The following is a 19,286-nucleotide window of genomic DNA, read 5'->3' on the forward strand; positions in this document are numbered from 1 at the left end:
GGTTGGGAACCATCGTCGTACCCTCGTAGACGATGAGCAATTTGACGCCACGGGACGCCTCGACCCGGGCCGCTGACTGCGACCGCATCCAGGTCGCCCAGTTACTGACCGAGGCAGCGTCCAAGGGACGTCTGCAGCTCGACGAGTACGAGCGCCGGTTGACACAGGCTTATGCCGCACAGACCTACGAGGAGTTGGACCGGCTCACCGAGGACCTGCCCGAGGCGACCGACACCTCCCACCGCCGCGGCGCATCCACTCCAGCGCCCAAGACGCTTCTGCTGGCCATCCTCAGCGGGTTCGAGCGGCGCGGCCGGTGGAATGTCCCCGGGCGGATGACGATGTTCACCTTGTTCGGCGGCGGTGTCGTCGACCTGCGCTACGCCGATTTCACCTCCGCGGACGTGGAGATCCACGCGTACTCGATCATGGGCGGGCAGACCATCCTGTTGCCGCCGGAGGTCAACGTCGAGGTCCGTGGCCTCGGTGTGATGGGTGGCTTCGACCACGATGTCGACGGACAAGGCACCCCCGGCGCCCCGAAGATCACCATCCGGGGTTTCTCGCTCTGGGGTGGCGTGGGGATCAGGCGCAAGAATCGCAAGCCTGGCGGCGCCGAACAGCTTTCTCGCTGACCAGCGTCAGCCCGAAAAAACCTCGGCCCCTTCCGGATGGAAGGGGCCGAGGTTTTACTGCAGTGGGTGTCAGCTCGCGCTGTCGCCCGAGCTGGAGCTGGACGACCCGGCCGAAGCCGAGTCCGCCTTAGGCTTCTTTCCGCTGATCGCGTCCGCGATCTTCTTGCTGATCTTGGCCACCGGGTTCGCCGGCTTGGCGGGCTTGGTCGTCGAGGTCGACGGCTTCGCGAAGCTGCCCGTGCCGGTCGCCTTCGGCGTGGCCGGGGTGCCGGTGGAGGTGCCGCCGTCGGACGGGGTGGACGACGAATCCGTGGTCCCGGTCGACGGCGTGGTCCCCGTGGACGGCGTGGTCCCGGTCGACGGCGTCGTCTCGGTCGACGGCGTCGTCTCGGTCGACGGCGTCGTCTCGGTGGACGGCGTCGTCTCGGCCGCCGGCGTGGTGTCGGTCGTCTCGGTCTTTGTCGTCGTCAGCTCCGCCTCGGCAGTGGCCGACTTGGCCGCGGCCGTGGTGGCCACCGTCGCAGCGCCAGGAGTCAGTGCAGTCTGCACATCGGCGACGGCTGTCTGGACCGCGGTCTCGATGGACGCAGCCGCGCCAGCCAGGGACGCGGCCGCGGCAGCCGCCGAGGGCAGGCTGTCCGAGATCGAGGTCGCGATGTAGCTCCAGATCGCGGACAACCCGGGAGCGCCGTAGTCGAACGAACCGTCCGGCGTGGCTCCGGTGAAGTACAGGCTGGTCAGGATGCCGCCACCGACCTCGACGGGTCCGATGTCGAACGTCGGAAGTGCTTGCGAGAGGGCAACGATGGTCGAGTTGATGAGGGTCGGGATGCCGTAGTAGAACACCGCCTGAGCAGCCTGGAAGACCGGCGAGCTGGTGCCGAAGATCTCACCGCTGCCCACGTAGAGAACCGCGGGAATGCCGCTGCCGTAGTTCCCGCCGATCTCGAAGTAGTAATTGTCCAGGTTGAACCCGGGGAGGAAGCTCTCGGCCGCGTTGTCGATCAGGTAGTACAGAACCCCCGGGGCTCCGGCCACGTAGAGGTTCTTCAGGCCGGGGTAGTAGGTGTCCTCCGGCGTGTAGGTGCAGTTACCCTCGGCGTTGACGGTGCCGCAGCCGACGTAGCCACCCCAGCCGAACCAGTAGGCGTCGTTGATGCCCTGGATGGTGATGTCGGTGAGCGCGGTCAGCGCGTACTTGGCGGTTGACACGGGCAAGGGGCTGGGCGCACCCGCAACCGTGACGTCGTGGGTGGTCGGAAGGATCGCCGGTGCGGCGGTGACAATCGCGGCGGCGCTAGCCAGAGCCGCGCCGGTCATGAGGAAAGGCCGAGTTCGTGACGCCATTGCTAATTCCCCTTGCTGATGCGGGTTCGCCCAGGTCGTGACGAACTCGATGCGTTGCTGATACGAATCTTAGAAGATCCTGATAGATACTAAGGGGCTGTTTGCCCTTCAGCAAGCGGAACGAACTAAATTGACCGCCAGCATAGTTCGCAGCTGTCACTTCCATCACGCGACGTCGACGCACGTGCAGTAGCCGGTCTACGGTGGCGAAACCAGCGCGTTATCGGCATCTAGCACGTGTTCGCTGGGCCCGCAGCCCGAGGGACGCTGACGTCAATATTCTGGCGGTTTGCCGCGGTCCGTGTAACCGCAAGATCCTGCCTGCAGCCGCGTTGACCCTACAGTAGGTTTGCTGTGCCAGTCGGGCGATCCGCTCAGCGGCGTCGCCGACGCGTGCGCAGATAGTCGCCGACCACGGCCGCGCCCAGGCCGTCCAGATCGGGAACGACCACCCGTCCCTCCACCCGGCGAGCAACCTGGTCGATGAACCTGGCCAACCCGGGATCGTTTCCGAGGCGAAAGATCGTGACCTGGGCTCCCAGCCGGGCGACCTCGTCGAAGCCGCGCACCGTGTGGGCGATGGTCCGCGGGTGGGGCGGGTAATCAAAGAACACCGACGATCCCCGGCCCTCGAAATCCTCCAGATGCGCGGTCGGCTCTCCGTCGGTGACAACCAGGACCACCGGCTGAGCGTTGGGGTGGCGGCGCAGATGCCGAACCGCCAACGCCAGCGCGTGGTGCAGGTTGGTGCCCTGCTCGTAGACCCCCTCGAGCCCGGTGAGTTCGGCTGCGCTCACCGTGCGGGCATAGCGACCGAAGGCGATGATCTGCAACGCGTCGGAACGAAACCTGGTGCTGACCAGATGGTTCAGCGCCAATGCGGTCTGCTTCATCGGCAGCCACCGGTTCTCCATCACCATCGAGAACGACGTGTCGACCAGCAGCGCCACCGCCGCCTGGGTGCGGGTCTCGGTCTCCGAAACCTCGACATCGTCGACGGCGATCCGAAGCGGCCCGTCGCCTCGCTCCCGCCCTCCAGCCTGTCGCAGTACAGCATTCGTCAGGGTTCGGGTGACGTTCCACGGCTCGGTATCGCCGAACGCCCACGGCCGCGTCGCGCCGGTCAGTTCGCCTGCGGCGCCCGCTCGGCGGGTGTCCCTCTCGCCGTGGCGTCCCGAAAGTTGTTGAGCGACATCACGAAGCGCGGCCTGGCCGAGCTGCCGCATGGCCTTGGGCGAGAGCCGCCACTGACCGTCGGAGCCGCGGTCGAAGAACCCCTGGTTCATCAGTGCGCGTTCGAGCTCGGCCAGCGTCCGTGCGTCGACGGCCGCCTGGTCGCCGAGCTGGCGAGCCAGCGCATCAAGGTCGACGTCGTCCATGGTGGCCCCGGCGTAGCTCTGCGACAGCTGGTCGGCGAGCTGTTCGAGCTCGGCGATGTCGGCCAACGCCTGGGCTCCCTCCCCCATGCCGAGCGGGTTGTCCCCGGAGAATTCCGACGAGCCGTTCCAGTCCTCACCGGGCCGCGCCGCCTGCAGATGGGCATCGAGCCGGTTGAGTGCATTCATCAGTTGCGGCGAGCCAAATGCCTGCTGCGCCAAGGCATCGAGCTCGGCGCGCTGCTCTGCGGACAGGCTGTTGCGGAAGCGCTGGGCGGCAGCCGCACGCTTGGCCAGCGAGTCCAGCAGCTCCTCGATATTGCGCGGGTTCTCCGGAAAATACTGGCCGTGCTTGGCCATGAAGTTTCCGAAATCGTCGGCGGTGTCCGCACCGCGACTGTGCTTGTCGAGCAGGTCGTTGAGGTCGTCGAGCATCTCGTTGACCGCTTGACGGTCTTCGTCGGTGGCATTCTCCAGGGCCTGCTTCATGCCGGCAAAGCGCTGGTCGAGCACCTCCCGTCCGAGCAGATCCTTGATCTGGTCATACTTCTGGCGCGCCTCGGGGCTGCGCCAGTCGTAATCCGAGAGCTCCTGGACGGCCTTCGCCGGCGACGGCGACAACGAGTCGATCTGCAGCTCGGAGAACCGTGCGTCGTCGTCGAGCGCTCGCGCCAGCTCCTTGCGCTCGGCCAGCACGGCCTCGTCGAGCAGCTTTTTCACCTCCTGCAGGGTCCCATCAAGGTTGTTGCGGTTCAACAGTTCTCGCCGTCGCCGGTTTGCCTCGGCGGCAAGCCGGTCAGCGCCCTTGATGTCCTTGGTGCCACGGCGCAGCAACTCGGCGAGCGCCCGCCGCGGCGAGGTGCCTTCCATGACGTCCTGCCCGATCTGCTCGAGCGCGTCGCGCAGATCCACCGGCGGCGCCAGCGGGTCGGGTCCCCCGGTGTAGGCCGAGTAGCGGGAGTCGTGCGCCCGTCCGTGTCTAGAAGTCATGGCCGCTACCCATAGACGGTTTCGCCCTCTCCGGTCACCTTGTCGATGCGCTTGGCCAGGTACAGGGCCTCCAGCGCGAGTTCCAGTGCAGCGGCTCGTTCGCCCTCGGTCTCAGCCGCCAGTCGGGCGGCGATCGTGTCGACGACCGGCAGGTCGGGCAGCGCGGCCAGCACGTCCTTGGCCGACACCTGCTCGCCGGTGGTCACGGCCCCACCGTCTTCGACCGCGGCCACCAGTGGACCGACGTCGATGCCGCCGAGCACCCGCTGCGCGGTGTCGGCGGTGGCGCGGCGCAACAGGTGCTCGAGGACTGCCTGCTCGCGCCCCTCTTCGCCGGACTCGAACTCGAGCTTGCCGCGCAGCACGTCGATGATCGTGCTGAGATCCACGACGCGGGCCACCGGCTCGTCTTCACCGAGGATCGCCCCGCGATGCCGGGCCGAGGCCGCCACGGTCTCGGCCGCCGCGATCGCGAACCGCGCCGACACCCCGGAGCGTTGGTCGATGGACGTCGACTCGCGAAGGTAGCGGGCGAAGCGGGCCACGATTTGCATCAGGTAGATCGGAACCTGCGCCGACAGGTGGGCCTCCTGGCTGATGACGCCGACCTCGGCGTCCAGCTCGCGGGGGTAGTGGGTGCGGATCTCGGCGCCGAAGCGGTCCTTGAGCGGGGTGATGATGCGGCCGCGGTTGGTGTAGTCCTCCGGGTTGGCGCTGGCGACGACGAGCACGTCCAGCGGCAGCCGCAGCGTGTAGCCGCGGACCTGGATGTCGCGTTCCTCCATCACGTTGAGCATTGAGACCTGGATCCGCTCGGCCAGATCGGGCAGCTCGTTGACCGCCACGATGCCGCGGTGTGCCCGCGGGATGAGGCCGTAGGCGATGGTCTCCGGGTCACCGAGGCTGCGACCTTCGGCAACCTTGATCGGGTCGATGTCACCGACCAGATCGGCCACGCTGGTGTCGGGGGTGGCGAGTTTTTCGGTATAGCGCTCACTGCGATGCCGCCATCCGATCGGCAGGTCGTCACCGGATTCGGCAACCCGGCGGATCGACTCGGGGGTGATCGGCGAATACGGATGCTCACCGAGCTCCGAGCCCGCGATGACCGGAGTCCACTCGTCGAGCAGGTTCTGCAAGGAGCGCAGCAATCGGGTCTTGCCCTGCCCCCGCTCGCCCAGCAGAACGAAGTCGTGGCCGGCGATCAACGCCCGCTCCAGCTGCGGCAGCACCGTGTCCTCGAAACCGAATATGCCTGGCCAGACGTCGTCTCCCTCGGCCAGCGCGGTGAGGAGGTTCTCCCGGATCTCCTGCTTGACGCTGCGCTCACGGTGGCCGGAGGCGCGTAGTTCACCGAGCGTGCGAGGGAAGGTGTCAGGTGAAGTCACCACTCCACGCTACGACTGCCGCGCCCCAGCGGCATGACGCGGTCAGCGCAATGTCATATCTGGCCCGCCTACGCGCCCTACTCGACCGTGATCGGCAGGGTGACGGTCGTCAGTTGTGGTGGCAGCCGGTAGGTGTCCACGACGAGAAACTCGCCGCCGTCCGGTGTGCCGTTGGGCACGGTCTTGGGTTTGAGTTTCAGCGGCGGGATGCCCGGCTCGACGCCGTCCAGACCGAAGTCATTGTCATTGGAGATCACCAGCGTCGTCCCCCCGTCCGGGGTGGCCAGGCCCTCGATCTTGTCGTGGCCGAAGAACTCGCCGTCGCGGTTGAGCTGGCTCAGCATCGCACTCAGGTCTACCTTCAGCGACTTGTTGGCGACGGCAATCCCGGCGCGCAGCAACCTGTCTGCTGCGGAGGCGTCGTCAGTGACCCCGACGAACGTCTCCAGCGGGACGTTGTTGATCAACAGGCCACCACCGGCGGCTTCATAGGTGGCACCAATAACACCGGCCCGCGGCCCGACGTCGGTGGCGCTGGCGATATCGGCGACGTAGATCTTCTTGTCCCCGTTTGGTTGTGGGTTCCCGTCACGTTCGTCGACGAGGAATGTGGTGCTGCTCAGCGCGGTGATCTCCGAGACGGCGACATTCGATTGCTGGGGATCAGTCAGGGGGTAGAGATACTCCGCGATGGCCTTGGTCCCCAGGTCGACGGTCACGATGCGGCTGAAGGGCACCGCTTTGGCCGATCCGGCCAGCCCGGGTGTCTTGAGTGCCGACTGCATGATGCCGACGAGCGTCTTGCCGTCGGGGGTGACGGTCAGGCCCTCCATGCCCTGATTCGGGCTGCGCAACGCCAACTCCCGCGGCAACGATCCGTTGAACGGGGATAGCCGCTCCAGCTCTCTGCCCGCCGCGTCGAAGTGCACTAGGGCAGGCCCGTATTCATCGGAAACCCAGAAGGTGCCGTCGGGCAGGGCGACCAGGCCCTCCGGGTCGATACCATGGTCGGAGGTGGGCAGTCGGGCACCGTCAAGGCCGACCAACACCTCTCCGGTATTCGCCGCCGGGTCGATCAGCCCGTTCAACGGCTTGCCGTCCGGCCCGGACAGGCCGATGGTCTGTACTTCGGTGGCGGTGCCATCGGCCAGCCGGAACCTGGTGATGTGCGGGTTGAAATCCGGTAGCGGCAGCACCTTTTCGTTCTCCGCGCGCCCGTCGACGTTGGGGCCTCGGTCGGTGAGGCCGTACAGCTCACCTGGCTTGCCAGGCACCGCGGCGATGGCCGAACCCGCTGCACTGCCTTGGATTTCGACGCCACCCAGATTGGCGATGGGCGGCGTAGCGGCAGTGTAGAGATGGACCGCGTCGGTCGTCGTCATCGTCAGGTGGTCGGTCCCGGTGAAGCCCGGGTCCGGTGTGTAGATCATGTCGCCAGCAGGGCCGTAGTCGAACTTTCCATGCGCCGGTTGCTCGTACTTCACCGGCGTCGCGCCTTTCGTGGCCTGCAGCAGCCGCGCCGGGGTGACCACAGTCGGCCGACCGGTGGGCACCACCAGGGCTGCGGGCTGGTCGCTGCTGCCCGAACTCGCGGTGCACGACGTCGTCGCCACCACAGCGGTCAGCACAATGACCGTCAGTGCTTTCCCCCGAAAAGACACCGGTGATCAATACCAGCGCTAGGTGTACAGACCGCGCCTACCCGATGAACGGCAGGTGAATCTTGCGGGCACCTCTCAGTGTGCGAAGTGGCGGGCACCGGTCAGGTACAGCGCGATCCCGGCCTTGGCCGCGGCCTCGGTGACCAGTTCGTCGCGCATCGATCCGCCCGGGTGCACAACGGCCTTCACCCCGGCGGCGGTCAGCGTCTCCAGCCCATCCGGGAACGGGAAGAACGCATCGCTGGCCGCGACGGCGCCACGCACCCGCTCACCACCGCGTTCAACCGCGAGCCGGGCGGCATCGACCCGGTTCACCTGACCCATGCCCACGCCGACGGTGGCGCCGTCGGCAGCGATCACGATCGCATTGGACTTGACCGCGCGGCAGGTACGCCAGGCGAACTGCAGGTCCGACAGCGTCGCCGCGTCCGCCGGGGTACCGGTGGCCAGGGTCCAGGTCGCCGGGTCGTCACCCGGTGCGGTGAGGGCGTCGCGCTCCTGCATCAGCAGGCCGCCGCTGATCTGACGGATCTCCACGCCGTCGATTGGCGGTTCGGCGGCAACGAGCACCCTGATGTTCTTCTTGCGGGCCAGGATCTCAACGGCGCCGGGCTCGTAGGCCGGCGCGATGATCACCTCGGTGAAGATCCCGGAGACGAACTCGGCCATCTCGACGGTGACCTCGGTGTTAGCTGCGATCACACCGCCGAAGGCGCTCAGCGGATCGCATTCGTGAGCCTTGCGATGCGCGTCAGCCACCGACGTCGACGAGATCGCGATGCCGCACGGGTTGGCGTGCTTGATGATCGCCACGCAGATCTGCTGATGGTCGAACGCCGCACGCCACGCCGCGTCGGCGTCGGTGAAGTTGTTGTAGGACATCTCTTTTCCGTGCAGCTGCTCGGCTTGGGCCAGCCCCGGCCAGCCGGCATCGTCGCTGTAGAGCGCCGCCTGCTGATGCGGGTTCTCGCCGTAGCGCAACAGTGACGTGCGCCGCCAGGTCTGACCGAACCACCGCGGCAGGAGTGCCCCCCCATCTTCTTCTGCGGGCGCCAGCACCGAGCCCATCCAGGTGGCCACCGCGACGTCGTATTCGGCGGTGTGCCGGAAGGCCAGTGCCGCCAGCTTCTGCCGCTCGGCGAGCGTGAACCCGCCGGACCGGACCGCGGCCAGGACCCCGTCGTAGCCGAGTGGATCGACCACCACGGCCACGCTGGCGTGATTCTTGGCCGATGCGCGCACCATCGAGGGCCCACCGATGTCGATCTGCTCGACGCACTCGTCCACCTCGGCGCCGGAGTCGACGGTCTCGCTGAACGGGTAGAGGTTGACCACGACCAGGTCGAACGGCTCGATCTTGAGTTTCTCCAGCGCCTGCAGGTGCTCGGGATTGCGGGTGTCGGCCAGCAGCCCGGCGTGGATGTGCGGATGCAGGGTCTTGACCCGCCCGTCGAGAACCTCCGGGAATCCGGTCACGAACTCCACCGGAGTCACCGGAATACCCTTGTCGGCAATGGTTTTGGCGGTAGATCCGGTGGAGACGATGTCCACGCCGGCCTGGTGCAGGCCCAGAGCCAGCGGGATGAGGCCACTCTTGTCGTAGACGCTGATCAACGCCCGCCGGATCGGTCTCTTGCCGATCAAGGTCTCCGCGGTCATCCTATGGTCGCCTTTCTGCCGCTCCAGGTAACACCGCGCGTTGCCAGCGCGGCCAGCACGTCCACCAGCAGCCGTCGTTCCACGACCTTGATGCGTTCGTGCAAAGTGTCTTCGTCGTCCCCGTCGAGCACCTCGATCGCCTCCTGGGCGAGGATCGGGCCGGTATCCATCCCGGCGTCGACCAGGTGCACGGTGCAGCCGGTCACCTTCACCCCGTAGTCCAGCGCGTCGGGCACGGCGTGGGCGCCGGGAAAGGCGGGCAGCAGCGCCGGGTGGGTGTTGACCACACGGCCCATGAAGCTAGAAAGAAATTGCGGGCCAAGGATTTTCATGAAACCCGCGGATACGATGAGGTCGGGGCTGTGCGCCTCGGTGGCGGCGGCGATCCCGGCGTCCCATTCGGCGCGGTCGGCAAAGTCCCGCAGTCGCACGCAGAAGGTAGGGATCGATGCGGCCTGGGCGATCTCGCCAGCCCGGCAGTCGCGGTCCACCCCGACAGCGACGACGCGCGCCGGGTAATCGCCGTCCGCGGCCGCCAGCAGCGATTGCAGCAGCGAGCCCGTCCCGGATGCCAGGACGACGAGCCGAGCCGGCGCGCTGGCGGGAACGTGGATCCGATGCTGCACGGCGATGAGCCTAACGGGGATTGTCCGGCACCGATCGCCGGGCATCCGGGGTCGGACCGCTGACTCGGTCCTCAGCGCTCGGCCGGGCCGGACTCGATGTCGTCGTCGACGAACATCAGGTCTTCGACGTCCTCCAGGTCTGGCGCGGGCCGGACCGGACGCGCAGGCACCGAGGGCACCGGCTCCGGTTCGGGTTCGGGCCCGGGTCTGGACTCGGCCTCCGGCTCTGGATCTGCAACGTCGGGCGCTGCCGAAACATCGGGGATCGGCGTGGTCAGGGCCTCATCCTCGCCGACATCGAGTGCCGGCTCGTCGGCGATCGTCGGCACCGCCGGCTTGATCCGCTTGGGCCGGCGGAGCACACCACCGGACATCAGAACCGTCACGGCGCCGACGGTGAAGAACCAGAAGAACACCGCCGGGCCAAACGTGGCCTGGTCCACCCCGACCTCGCCGAAGTTGCCCAGCTTTCCGCCACCGGCGTAACCGAGCACCGCCATCGTCACCGCCGCTAGCGCCGACGCGACGGCCAGCTTGGCCAGCGCGGCCGGCCACGGCAGGGGCCGGCGGGCGCACTGCTGTCCTACCGCCACCCCCGATGCAGCCCCGACGATCAACAACGCCACCCACACCGGGCCCAAGGGCGGGGTCGGCACGGCCGCCAGGACCGGCAATGCGGGGATGTCCCCACCGAAGACGGTGAACGAGCTGAACGTGGCGAACCCGATGTGGGCGCTGGAGCCGACGGCCACCGCCGAGGTGCCGACGATCACGTTCGGCACGTACAGCGTGGACAATACGGTGAGGCTGAGCTGGCCGAACAGCGAGTCGGTGACCGCATACAGCTCGTGCATAGTGCCCCAGTGCACGACCAGCGAGGCCGCCGTCACCGCGCCGGACAGCCCCAGCAGGGCCAGCAGACCGGCGGTCGCGGCACGCACGGTGTCGCCCAGCCAGCCGGGCAGTCCCAGCGAATGCAACGCGCGCCGCCCTACCCGGGATCCCACCCCGATCAGCGCACCGGCGCCGTGCACCGCGAGCACACCGGAGAATGCGCGCAGCGCGCTGGGTGTCTGCAATTCGGTGATCACCGACGACGCGTCGTGGATGACGGCCAGCGCGATCGCCGCCAGCAGCAGCGGGCCACCCAGGGCCGAGGCCGCGACCCAGCGAATGACGAACCAGGACGCCCGCGGTGAGGTGGCCTGCGCGGTGGTGCGGGCGGTGCCCCAGACCATGAGCAGCACCGGCAGCAGCGGCAGTACCGCCAATGAGTGTCCGGCGATCGAGACCGGCACCTGGTGCACGGCCAGCCACATGCTGGCGATCGCACCCAGGGTGCCGGTCATATCGCTGTTAGCGATGACGAGCTGCAGCAGTGTCACCGCAGCGATGACCACCAGGGCGACCACTGACGGGCCGAATGCGACCCGAACCAAGTCGCGTGCCTGGCGCGCACCGACTGGTCGCTTGTCCTCCATCCGTGTCACTCGACGCGCCGGTTAGGCGAGTTGCGCGAACAGCGTGCGGCTAGGACGGTGTGGGGCCAGACGGCGGCGAGGACGGCGCCTGCTCCGGCTGTCCGGAGGGCTGCTGACCCGACCCGGCCGACGGCGGCGGACTGAAGCTGGGGAACCCGGTCGGCGGGGTGGGCGAACCGCTCTGCGCGCTGCCGAACCCGCCGGAGGCGGGACCCGAGGAGTAGCCGCCGTATTGCGACGGGTAGGGCGGCCGCTGCGGAGCCGGCGGACCCTGTGGACCCGGCTGCCCGTAGTAGCCGCCGGGGGGCGGCCCGTACTGACCAAAAGGCTGCTCGTAGCGGGGCCGAGGCGCCGGAGCCGCAATGACCCCGGCATCCAGCAGCAGCTTGGCCACCGCCGCGACCGCCTGGAAAAGGGTGAACGCGAGCACCAGCCACAGCGCCCAGCCGATCGAGAAACCGGTTGGCTTGCTCACCACCTGGGCAATGACCAGCAGGACCGCGAGCACCGAGACCGCGGCGACAACTCCGTCGTAGTTCTTGGCCTTGGGCAGCAGGCTGACCGCCGCCAGCAGCGCCGCGACGAGTGCGGCGATGATCGGGTAGCCGCCGCCGCTGCCGGTGAGCTCGGCGCCCCCGAAGGGCCCGATCTCGGCGCTGACGGTGAATACCGGCCCGAAGCTGGCCAGGTATGCCGCCAGGCCCAGCACCACCGTCGCGACGGTCAAGTAGAACGGCAGTTTGCTCGGCCCGGCTTCGCCCGGCGCGAACGAGGGGCCGTACGCGCCGGGCGGCTGCGACGGCGGGTAACCCGGATTGGTGGGCGGGTAGGTCATGGCCTCTCCTTCAGCCTTGTCACGCCGCGCATCCCGCGGCGCTGCGTCGGTTGTGGCTCGCGAACGGACCCGCAGGCCCGCTTCGACCACCACGCTAGCGCACACCGCCGTACGGGCCGCGACCATCGGCGTGTCACACAGGCAGTTGGCAACCGCCCGCTATGTCTCAAGCAGAGGCCTGCAGGGGCGCTCCGATCGAATCGCTTTCGGCCGCCTCGATTTCACGCACCAGCGGCAGCACCTTCGCCCCGAAGTACTCGATCTCCTCCTGGAAGTGCAGGAAGCCGCCGAGGATCAGGTCGACACCCCGCTTGCGGTAGCCGGCGATGCGCTCGGCGATCTGCTCCGGCGTCCCGATGAGCTGGGTGCGGAATCCGTCGTTGTACTGGACGAGATCCTCAAACGTCGAGTCTGCCCACATCCCGCGCTTGTCCGACGTCGAGCTGCCGGCCTGCTGGACCGCTGCGTGGAATCCCTCCACGGCGGGCCGGTTGGCCTTGGCGATGATCTCTTTCAGGGTTTCCTTCGCTTCCCGCTCGGTGTCGCGGGCGATGATGAACCCGTTGAGTCCGAACTTGACCTCGCGTCCGGCGTCGCGGGCGTGGTCGCGAACGTCGACGATCTGCTCGGTCACCCCGTCGAAATCCTTCCCGTTGGAGAAATACCAGTCGGCGTAGTAGCCGCCGTTGCGGCGCGCGGCCGTCGAGTTTCCGCCCTGGAACAGCTCCGGATTGGGGCGTTCGGCGGTGTTCAGCGGCTTGGGCTTGAGGGTGAAGTCGTGAATGCGGTAGAAGTCGCCCCGGAAGTCGACGTCATCCTCGGTCCAGATCTTGCGCAGCACCTGCAGGAATTCCGCGCTGCGCCGGTAGCGCTCGTCGTGCTCGAGCCATGGCTCACCTAGATGGGTGAACTCGTCCTTGAACCAGCCCGAGACGACGTTGACCGCGAACCGACCCCCAGAGAGGTGGTCGGCGGTGGCACCGAGCTTGGCCAGCACGGCCGGCTGCCACAGGCCGGGGTGCACCGCGGCGATCACCTTCAACCGCTCGGTGGCCAGCAACAGCGCCAGGCTGAAGCTGGTCGACTCGTGCTGGTACTCGGCGCCGTAGCTGGCCTCGTACCGGACCTGGGACAGCGCGTACTCGAAGCCGTTGTTCTCCGCGGTCTGCGCGAGCTTGGCGTTGTACTCGTAGTTCCAGTCGGTGCGCTGCTCGATGGTGCTGGTGACCAGGCCTCCGCTCACATTGGGCACCCAATAGGCGAACTTGACGTGGTCTGCGATGCGTTCGGTGGTCATGGTGTGCATGGTGGTGACGGCGCAGCGCCTGGTCACCCCTTTAACTCGTCGAGAATGAAGAGGTTGAACGCGTCCTGCGAGTAGGGGCTGCGAGCACGTGCGGTCTCGGCGACTGAAACCCTGCCTTGCCCGGCAAGTTGCAACACGTTCTAATCCTCCGCATGGACTACGGACTCGTTCTGTTCACCAGTGATCGCGGCATCGCCCCCGCCGCGGCGGCCAAACTCGCCGACGAGCACGGGTTCAGGACCTTCTATGTGCCCGAGCACACCCACATCCCGATCAAGCGCGAGGCCGCCCACCCCACCACCGGTGACGAGTCACTGCCCGACGACCGCTACATGCGCACCCTGGACCCGTGGGTAAGCCTGGGCACCGCGGCGGCGGTGACCTCCAACGTGCGACTGTCCACCGCGGTGGCGCTGCCCGTCGAGCACGACCCCATCACGCTGGCGAAATCGATTGCCACCCTTGATCACCTCTCCGGCGGCCGGGTCAGCCTCGGTGTCGGCTTCGGCTGGAACACCGACGAGCTGATGGACCACAACGTCCCGCCTGGCCGGCGGCGCACCATGCTGCGCGAGTACATCGAGGCGATGCGCGAACTGTGGACCAAGGAAGAGGCCGCCTACGACGGCGAGTTCGTCAAGTTCGGCCCCAGCTGGGCGTGGCCCAAACCGGTCCAGTCGCACATCCCGGTACTGGTCGGGGCGGCCGGTACCGAGAAGAACTTCAAGTGGATCGCCCGCTCTGCCGACGGCTGGATCACCACCCCGCGCGACTTCGACATCGACGAGCCGGTGAAGCTGTTGCAGGACACCTGGGCTGCCGCCGGCCGAGACGGCGCGCCGCAGATCGTGGCGCTCGATTTCAAGCCGGTGCCCGAGAAGTTGGCGCACTGGCGCGAAATCGGGGTCACTGAGACGCTTTTCGGTCTCCCGGACAAGTCCGCCGACGAGGTCGCCGCCTACGTGGAGCGGCTGGCGGGCAAGCTCGCCGACATGGCCTGAGGTTCAGGCCAGAGTTGCGCGGTTCTTTCCGTCCTCGCCGGCCGTGACGTTGATCGCGGCGCCAAGCGGGTCACCGTCGCTCATCAACGTCACCAGGGCCGGATCGGTGGTGATGGCCATGAAGCGGCTCAGATCGGCGTCGAGACGGCCGATGATGACGCCGGTGCGCTCGGGCCAGTCGTAGCGCACCGAATACGTCTCGATCACGCCGCTGCCGTTGGCGTTGCGGGTGACCGGCACCTTGGGTAGGCCGGCGATGTCCGCCTGCAGTTCCTTGCCGCGGTCAGGCGCCCAATCGATCGGCGTGGTGGAGTAAACCCCCACCGAGTATTTGCTCATCACCCCGCCGTTGGCGCCTACCAACCCGAAGGCGCCCGGCTGGTCGCGCATCGCGGCGACGGTCTCGGCGATGCCGTGCAACGAGTAGCTGTTGCCCGGCCCGCCGAAGTACGGCAGGCCGCCGGTGAGGGTGAGCCCGCGCGGGTCGTCGGCACTCAAATCGAAGTCGTCGCACACCGCGAAGACCGGAAACGGGAAGCAGCTGTAGAGATCGAAGGTGGCTACATCGTCGATGCCGATGCCGGCCACCCGAAGCGCCTCTGTCACAGCCTGTTTCGACGAAAAACTGACACTGACATCGGCTCGGTCCAGCAAGTCCTGCTCGCGCTGGTCCGCGTGCCCGTGCAGGTACACCCACTTCTCCTCGGGCACACCGAGTTCACGGGCGGCGGACACCGACATCAGCAGTGCGGCGGCTCCCTGGTTCACCGTGTCTCGGGCCACCATCAGCCGGGGATACGGGTCGCAGATCATCCGGTTCTCGGCGGTGACCGTCGCGATTTCGTCGACCGAGCGCTCGACCGGTGACGACGAAAACGGGTTCTTGGCAGCAACTTTCGAGAACGGCGCGAACAATTCGGCCATTTTGCGCCGATAGGAGTCCACATCGAGACCCAGCCGGGCACGCCGGGCGTTGTCCAGCAACCCGTACTGCACCGGCGCGCCGGTCAGTCCGTGGTTGGCGGTGTACTCGCTCATGTACTGCTCGAAGCCGTACCCGCGGTCCTCGAGCTGACCGCCCACCGTCTCGCTGTGATCGGGTTTGTCGAATTTCCCTCCCGTCGCTTCGCTCGCCCTGGCTTTGCCCGCGAAGGTCTTCAGCGTCGAGCCGTTCTCCGAGCCCAGGATCAACGCCACCTCGATATCGCCGGCGGCGATGGCGCCGGCGAACTCGGTGACCAGTTTCTGCGGGCCGTTGCCGCCGATCGACTCCAGCACGGCGCGCTTCGGGTCGGCGCCGACGCGACGGGCGACCGAACGGATGTAGTTGTCCGAGCAACCCAGCGGCGCCGTTGCGTAGGGCGTGCAGATCTCGAACTGCCGCAGGCCCGCGAACACGTCGATGGACTCGGCGACGGCAGCGACGTCCGCCCCGGTGTCGGCCAGTGCGGCGCGAACCGCCGCGGTGGCCAGCTCGACCGCCGACATGCCGCGATAGCCCGGATCGTCAATGCGCTCGGTGAATTGCCCGACGCCGACGACGACAGGGGTGTGCGGATCGACGGGCATGACAAACCTCCAGGCAAGCGTTACTTCGTAAGGCTAATAGAACGTGTTCCTGTTTAACGAATCGGAGGCCGGCGTACAACACTACGGATGTACATCCAGATTGACGTACATCGATTCTGGCGTACTGTCGACGGCATGCCCTTCCCGCTAAGACCGATGTCGCTGGTGGTCGGCGGCGTCGTGCAACCGGAAAACGTCGTCGGACGAATGCGCGACGCAGAGGCAGTCATGGCATCATTGCCCGGCAGCGGTGCCGTGCTAGTGGGCGATCGCCGACACGGCAAGACGTCGTTGGCCCGTGTCGTGCAACAGGCTGCCGCCACAGCCGGCGCCGTCGTCGTGGCGGCCAGCGCCGAACGTGAGACCTATGGCGAGTTCGTGGCGGAGCTCGCGACGGCATTGGGCCGGTTCGAGCCACGATGGGCGCAGGAAATGGCGAAGTTGCGCGTATCACTGACGGCCAGTCCGATCAGAGTCGAACGCGACGGCCGAGCCGCGGCCGCGCTGGACGAGCTCCTCGATCGGGTCGTTGCCCGCGCCGGTGGCCGCCAGGTCGTGTTGTTCATCGACGAAGTGACCATCCTCGCGCGCAACCTGGAGCGCGAGGATCGCGGTGCCGGCGACAACTTCTTGCACGTACTGCGCCGCTTCCGGCAGAAGCACGGAGCCGCAGTGGCGACTGTGCTATCGGGTTCCATTGGCTTTCATCATGTTTCACTGGATGCGTCTAGCACCGTTAACGACATCCGCAAAGTGGCGGTGGGACCTATCCGCTCCGACCACGCCGCCTACCTCGCCGAATGCTTGCTCCTAGGTGCGGGCGTCCACCCCGAGGGACGCACCGCATTGGCAGAGTCAATTGCAAGGAGTGCCGAAAACGTCCCCTACTACATCCAGCATCTGGTCGCCTCCACGATTCGGTTGTGGCACAGTGGCCAGGCAGCGCTCCAGCCCGGAGGAATCCCACACCTGGTCGACCAGGCGATCGAAGATCCCACCGATCCATGGGATCTGAAGCACTACCGCGATCGGCTGAGTGACTACTACGGCGGCGATGCAAACTCCGTCGGCAAGCTCCTTGACATCTACGCACACGCCGATACCGCTCTCACCGTCGATGAGACATTGATGAGGTTGCGGAGCGAAGGCAGCCAGATCACGGATCGCGATCAATTGGTGGCATTCGTCGAACGCTTGGAACTGGACCACTATCTGGTCCGCACCGGGGATGCTGATAAGTTCGCCTCTCCGTTGGTCCAGCGGGCATGGCGCGCGATGAGGCGGTGAACATGCACCCGGCATTTACCCCTTCGGCGCTCACGGCCGACAAGCTGGACGCCGTCACGGTCGGACGGGCCACGACCTTCGAGACTCTGGTCAAAAGGCTCCAAGGAGCAGTGCGTGACGGCTCGCGGCCGCACACGCTGATTGTCGCGCCACGTGGCGCGGGCAAGACGCATACACTCCATGTCGCAGTTCACCGCAGCCTCGCCGACCCTGACACTGCAAAATCCATTCTGCCCGTGGTTATTCCGGAAGACTCACTGGCGATCGCATCGTACATCGACCTCCTGGTGGAGATAGCCCGGTCGATTGACGGTGACCTCGCCGCGACGGTACGGGATATGCGCAGACAGAAAGACACGATAGGAATCGAACAAGCGATCCTCGCCGCTGCGCCTGACCGCATGATCCTGCTGGCCATCGAGAACCTTGATCGTGTATTTGATGCGCTGGGCTCGGGCGGCCAGGGAGCACTTCGCGCTTGGGTCGAGACATCCACTGCCATAACAATCTTCGCGACTGCACCAATGCTGTTTGCTGGGGTCTCATCGCGCTCGTATCCCTGGTACGGGTCATTCATTGTCGAATCGCTTCCCGACCTGACAGTTGACGATGCAGTCGTGATGCTGAGCAAAGCGGCGCGCCGCAACGCGGATGACGAGCTTGCGGACTTCATCGAGTCACCCCAGGGGCGCGAGCGCCTTCAGGTCATTCATCGCCTTGCGGGCGGTTCACCGCGCTTGTGGCACATACTTTCCGAGGGGATCGACATCGAATCGCTGGACGCACTTGTGCCTGCGGTCGAGTCGCTGCTCGACCGGCTGGCGCCCTACTACCAACAGCAGTTGTGGCAGCTGCCCGCCGGCGAGCAGCGCCTCGTCGTCGAGTTGGCCCGCGGGTGGGAACCACGCACCGTCACTGAACTCGCGGCAGCAGTGGGCATTTCGAACCAATCTGCTGCCACAGCATTGGGCAGATTGGCGTCGTCCCGCTGGGTAACGTCAACCAAGGCCCAGACGGGCGACCGCCGCGCGTCCTGGTATGACCTGACTGAACCGCTGTTGCGCTATCACCTTCAGTACCGAGAAGATCGTGGAAAGCCGTTGCGGCTCATCGTCGAATTCCTACGCGGGTTCTATTCGCGAGAACGGCTACTCGACGAGCTTGCCGGTGCTACGCCGGGTTCGCCGGCGGAACGCCATCTTCAGCGCGCGCTATACGAGCACCGCAATTGGTGGTTCTCAGGGGGCCCCAACACACCGAATACCCTTCTCGCAAGCCTCCGCACATGGATGGTCAACGAGCGGGCAACACTCAACAACATTGCCATCATCCTCGAAGCAGTACTCATGGCTGCGTTGGAAATGCCAGCTAAAAGAGCCGTCCCGCAGCATCTAGCGCCAACTGTGACCGATGCCGTTGCAGCTCAATCTGCCTCCGACAAGGCCTGGGACAAAGTACACGCATCAATAGCAAGACTCCGCCTCCAAGACTGGAGCGACGACGAAGACGACGCCCTCTCGCTATTTGAATTCTTTTGCAGTGCAAAAGATGGCGGGCCCTACACAATCGAGGACGACTGCCGTCCTCTACGCGGACGTCATATTTCGACGCCCGCCCTCCTGCTCAGATTCTCCGTGGCCTGGGCAATGAGGCGCGACGGCGAATTCGACGAAGCTCTCGCCGCCCTAGATGACATCTTGGACGACATCGACGGAGCGGATACGGTCTCCGAATACGAACGAAATCGAATGTGGGCCGAGTGGCTGGAGACGATCCCGGCAGCGAGTGGCCTGCCACGGAAACGAGCGGGCGATCCCAGGGTCGGATGGGAGCTGGCAATGGCATTGAAGAGGGGGAATGTTCGCCCCGAACAGCTCGACTCAATCATGGCGGCATTCACCGATGACAGCCAAGGCTTCGTTGCCGCAATGGTCGCGATGGTCACCCCTTCGCTAGGTGTAGAAATGCCGGCCGAGCACGACCCCCGGAGATACGTGGACGAAGAGCTGCTGCCAATGATTGACCGATTTATCGCGGAACAGACGAAAATGTTTGCGGGAGAAGCGAACTCGTAGCCACCCAAATCGACATCAGGGCTGCGATCCGGTGTGGATCACAGCCCTGA

14 protein-coding genes are annotated in these 19,286 nt (G+C 66.4%); 4 read left to right on the forward strand and 10 right to left on the reverse strand.

What is annotated here, in order from left to right:
* Nucleotides 1-32: 32 nt before the first annotated feature.
* Nucleotides 33-635 carry a DUF1707 domain-containing protein gene (locus ADBZ9K_RS17860; RefSeq protein WP_526622842.1) on the forward strand — a complete coding sequence of 201 codons (603 nt, stop codon included), beginning with the start codon at nt 33-35 and terminating at the stop codon, nt 633-635.
* Nucleotides 636-704: 69 nt separating this feature from the next.
* Here ADBZ9K_RS17860 and ADBZ9K_RS17865 read toward each other — a convergent pair whose 3' ends face one another.
* The 9 genes from ADBZ9K_RS17865 to sfnG all read right to left on the reverse strand — a co-directional run bounded on the left by ADBZ9K_RS17865 (nt 705) and on the right by sfnG (nt 13,295).
* Nucleotides 705-1,955, reverse strand: coding sequence for a hypothetical protein (locus tag ADBZ9K_RS17865; RefSeq protein ID WP_526622844.1), 1,251 nt, complete (start codon nt 1,953-1,955; stop codon nt 705-707).
* 401 nt (nt 1,956-2,356) lie between these two features.
* The gene (locus tag ADBZ9K_RS17870) at nt 2,357-4,348 is read right to left on the reverse strand and encodes a vWA domain-containing protein (protein ID WP_526622845.1); all 1,992 of its coding nucleotides are present in this window, start codon (nt 4,346-4,348) and stop codon (nt 2,357-2,359) included.
* 5 nt (nt 4,349-4,353) lie between these two features.
* Nucleotides 4,354-5,739, reverse strand: a complete 1,386-nt coding sequence (locus tag ADBZ9K_RS17875) for a sigma 54-interacting transcriptional regulator (RefSeq protein ID WP_526622847.1) — start codon at nt 5,737-5,739, stop codon at nt 4,354-4,356.
* Nucleotides 5,740-5,813: 74 nt separating this feature from the next.
* Nucleotides 5,814-7,397 (reverse strand): esterase-like activity of phytase family protein, encoded by a 1,584-nt coding sequence (locus ADBZ9K_RS17880; protein WP_526622849.1) that lies wholly within the window; start codon nt 7,395-7,397, stop codon nt 5,814-5,816.
* A 75-nt stretch (nt 7,398-7,472) separates the two neighbouring features.
* Complete coding sequence (gene purH / locus ADBZ9K_RS17885; protein ID WP_526622851.1) at nt 7,473-9,056, reverse strand: bifunctional phosphoribosylaminoimidazolecarboxamide formyltransferase/IMP cyclohydrolase; 1,584 nt, start codon at nt 9,054-9,056, stop codon at nt 7,473-7,475.
* Nucleotides 9,053-9,682 (reverse strand): phosphoribosylglycinamide formyltransferase, encoded by a 630-nt coding sequence (purN, locus tag ADBZ9K_RS17890; RefSeq protein WP_526622853.1) that lies wholly within the window; start codon nt 9,680-9,682, stop codon nt 9,053-9,055. The genes purH and purN overlap by 4 nt, the downstream gene beginning before the upstream one ends.
* 71 nt (nt 9,683-9,753) lie before the next feature.
* Nucleotides 9,754-11,163, reverse strand: a complete 1,410-nt coding sequence (locus ADBZ9K_RS17895; RefSeq protein ID WP_526622855.1) for a cell division protein PerM — start codon at nt 11,161-11,163, stop codon at nt 9,754-9,756.
* Between the two features lie 49 nt (nt 11,164-11,212).
* Nucleotides 11,213-11,998 carry a DUF5336 domain-containing protein gene (locus ADBZ9K_RS17900; protein ID WP_526622856.1) on the reverse strand — a complete coding sequence of 262 codons (786 nt, stop codon included), beginning with the start codon at nt 11,996-11,998 and terminating at the stop codon, nt 11,213-11,215.
* Nucleotides 11,999-12,164: 166 nt separating this feature from the next.
* Nucleotides 12,165-13,295: a dimethylsulfone monooxygenase SfnG gene (gene sfnG, locus ADBZ9K_RS17905; RefSeq protein WP_526622858.1), complete on the reverse strand. Its 1,131-nt coding sequence runs from the start codon at nt 13,293-13,295 to the stop codon at nt 12,165-12,167.
* A 161-nt stretch (nt 13,296-13,456) separates the two neighbouring features.
* Here sfnG and ADBZ9K_RS17910 point away from each other — a divergent pair, with 161 nt between their 5' ends.
* Nucleotides 13,457-14,305, forward strand: coding sequence for an LLM class F420-dependent oxidoreductase (locus ADBZ9K_RS17910; RefSeq protein ID WP_526622860.1), 849 nt, complete (start codon nt 13,457-13,459; stop codon nt 14,303-14,305).
* 3 nt (nt 14,306-14,308) lie between these two features.
* Here the strand turns inward: ADBZ9K_RS17910 and ADBZ9K_RS17915 are convergent, their stop codons facing one another.
* Nucleotides 14,309-15,874, reverse strand: a complete 1,566-nt coding sequence (locus tag ADBZ9K_RS17915; protein ID WP_526622862.1) for an acetyl-CoA acetyltransferase — start codon at nt 15,872-15,874, stop codon at nt 14,309-14,311.
* Nucleotides 15,875-16,030: 156 nt separating this feature from the next.
* On the opposite strand from ADBZ9K_RS17915, the gene ADBZ9K_RS17920 reads away from it, so the two are divergent.
* Complete coding sequence (locus ADBZ9K_RS17920) at nt 16,031-17,161, forward strand: ATP-binding protein (protein ID WP_526624189.1); 1,131 nt, start codon at nt 16,031-16,033, stop codon at nt 17,159-17,161.
* On the forward strand, nt 17,140-19,236 hold the full coding sequence (locus ADBZ9K_RS17925) for a hypothetical protein (protein ID WP_526622864.1): 2,097 nt from the start codon (nt 17,140-17,142) through the stop codon (nt 19,234-19,236). The genes ADBZ9K_RS17920 and ADBZ9K_RS17925 overlap by 22 nt, the downstream gene beginning before the upstream one ends.
* The last annotated feature ends 50 nt before the right edge of the window (nt 19,237-19,286 follow it).

This window comes from Mycobacterium sp. (assembly GCF_965229265.1).
Classification (GTDB): Bacteria; Actinomycetota; Actinomycetes; order Mycobacteriales; family Mycobacteriaceae; genus Mycobacterium.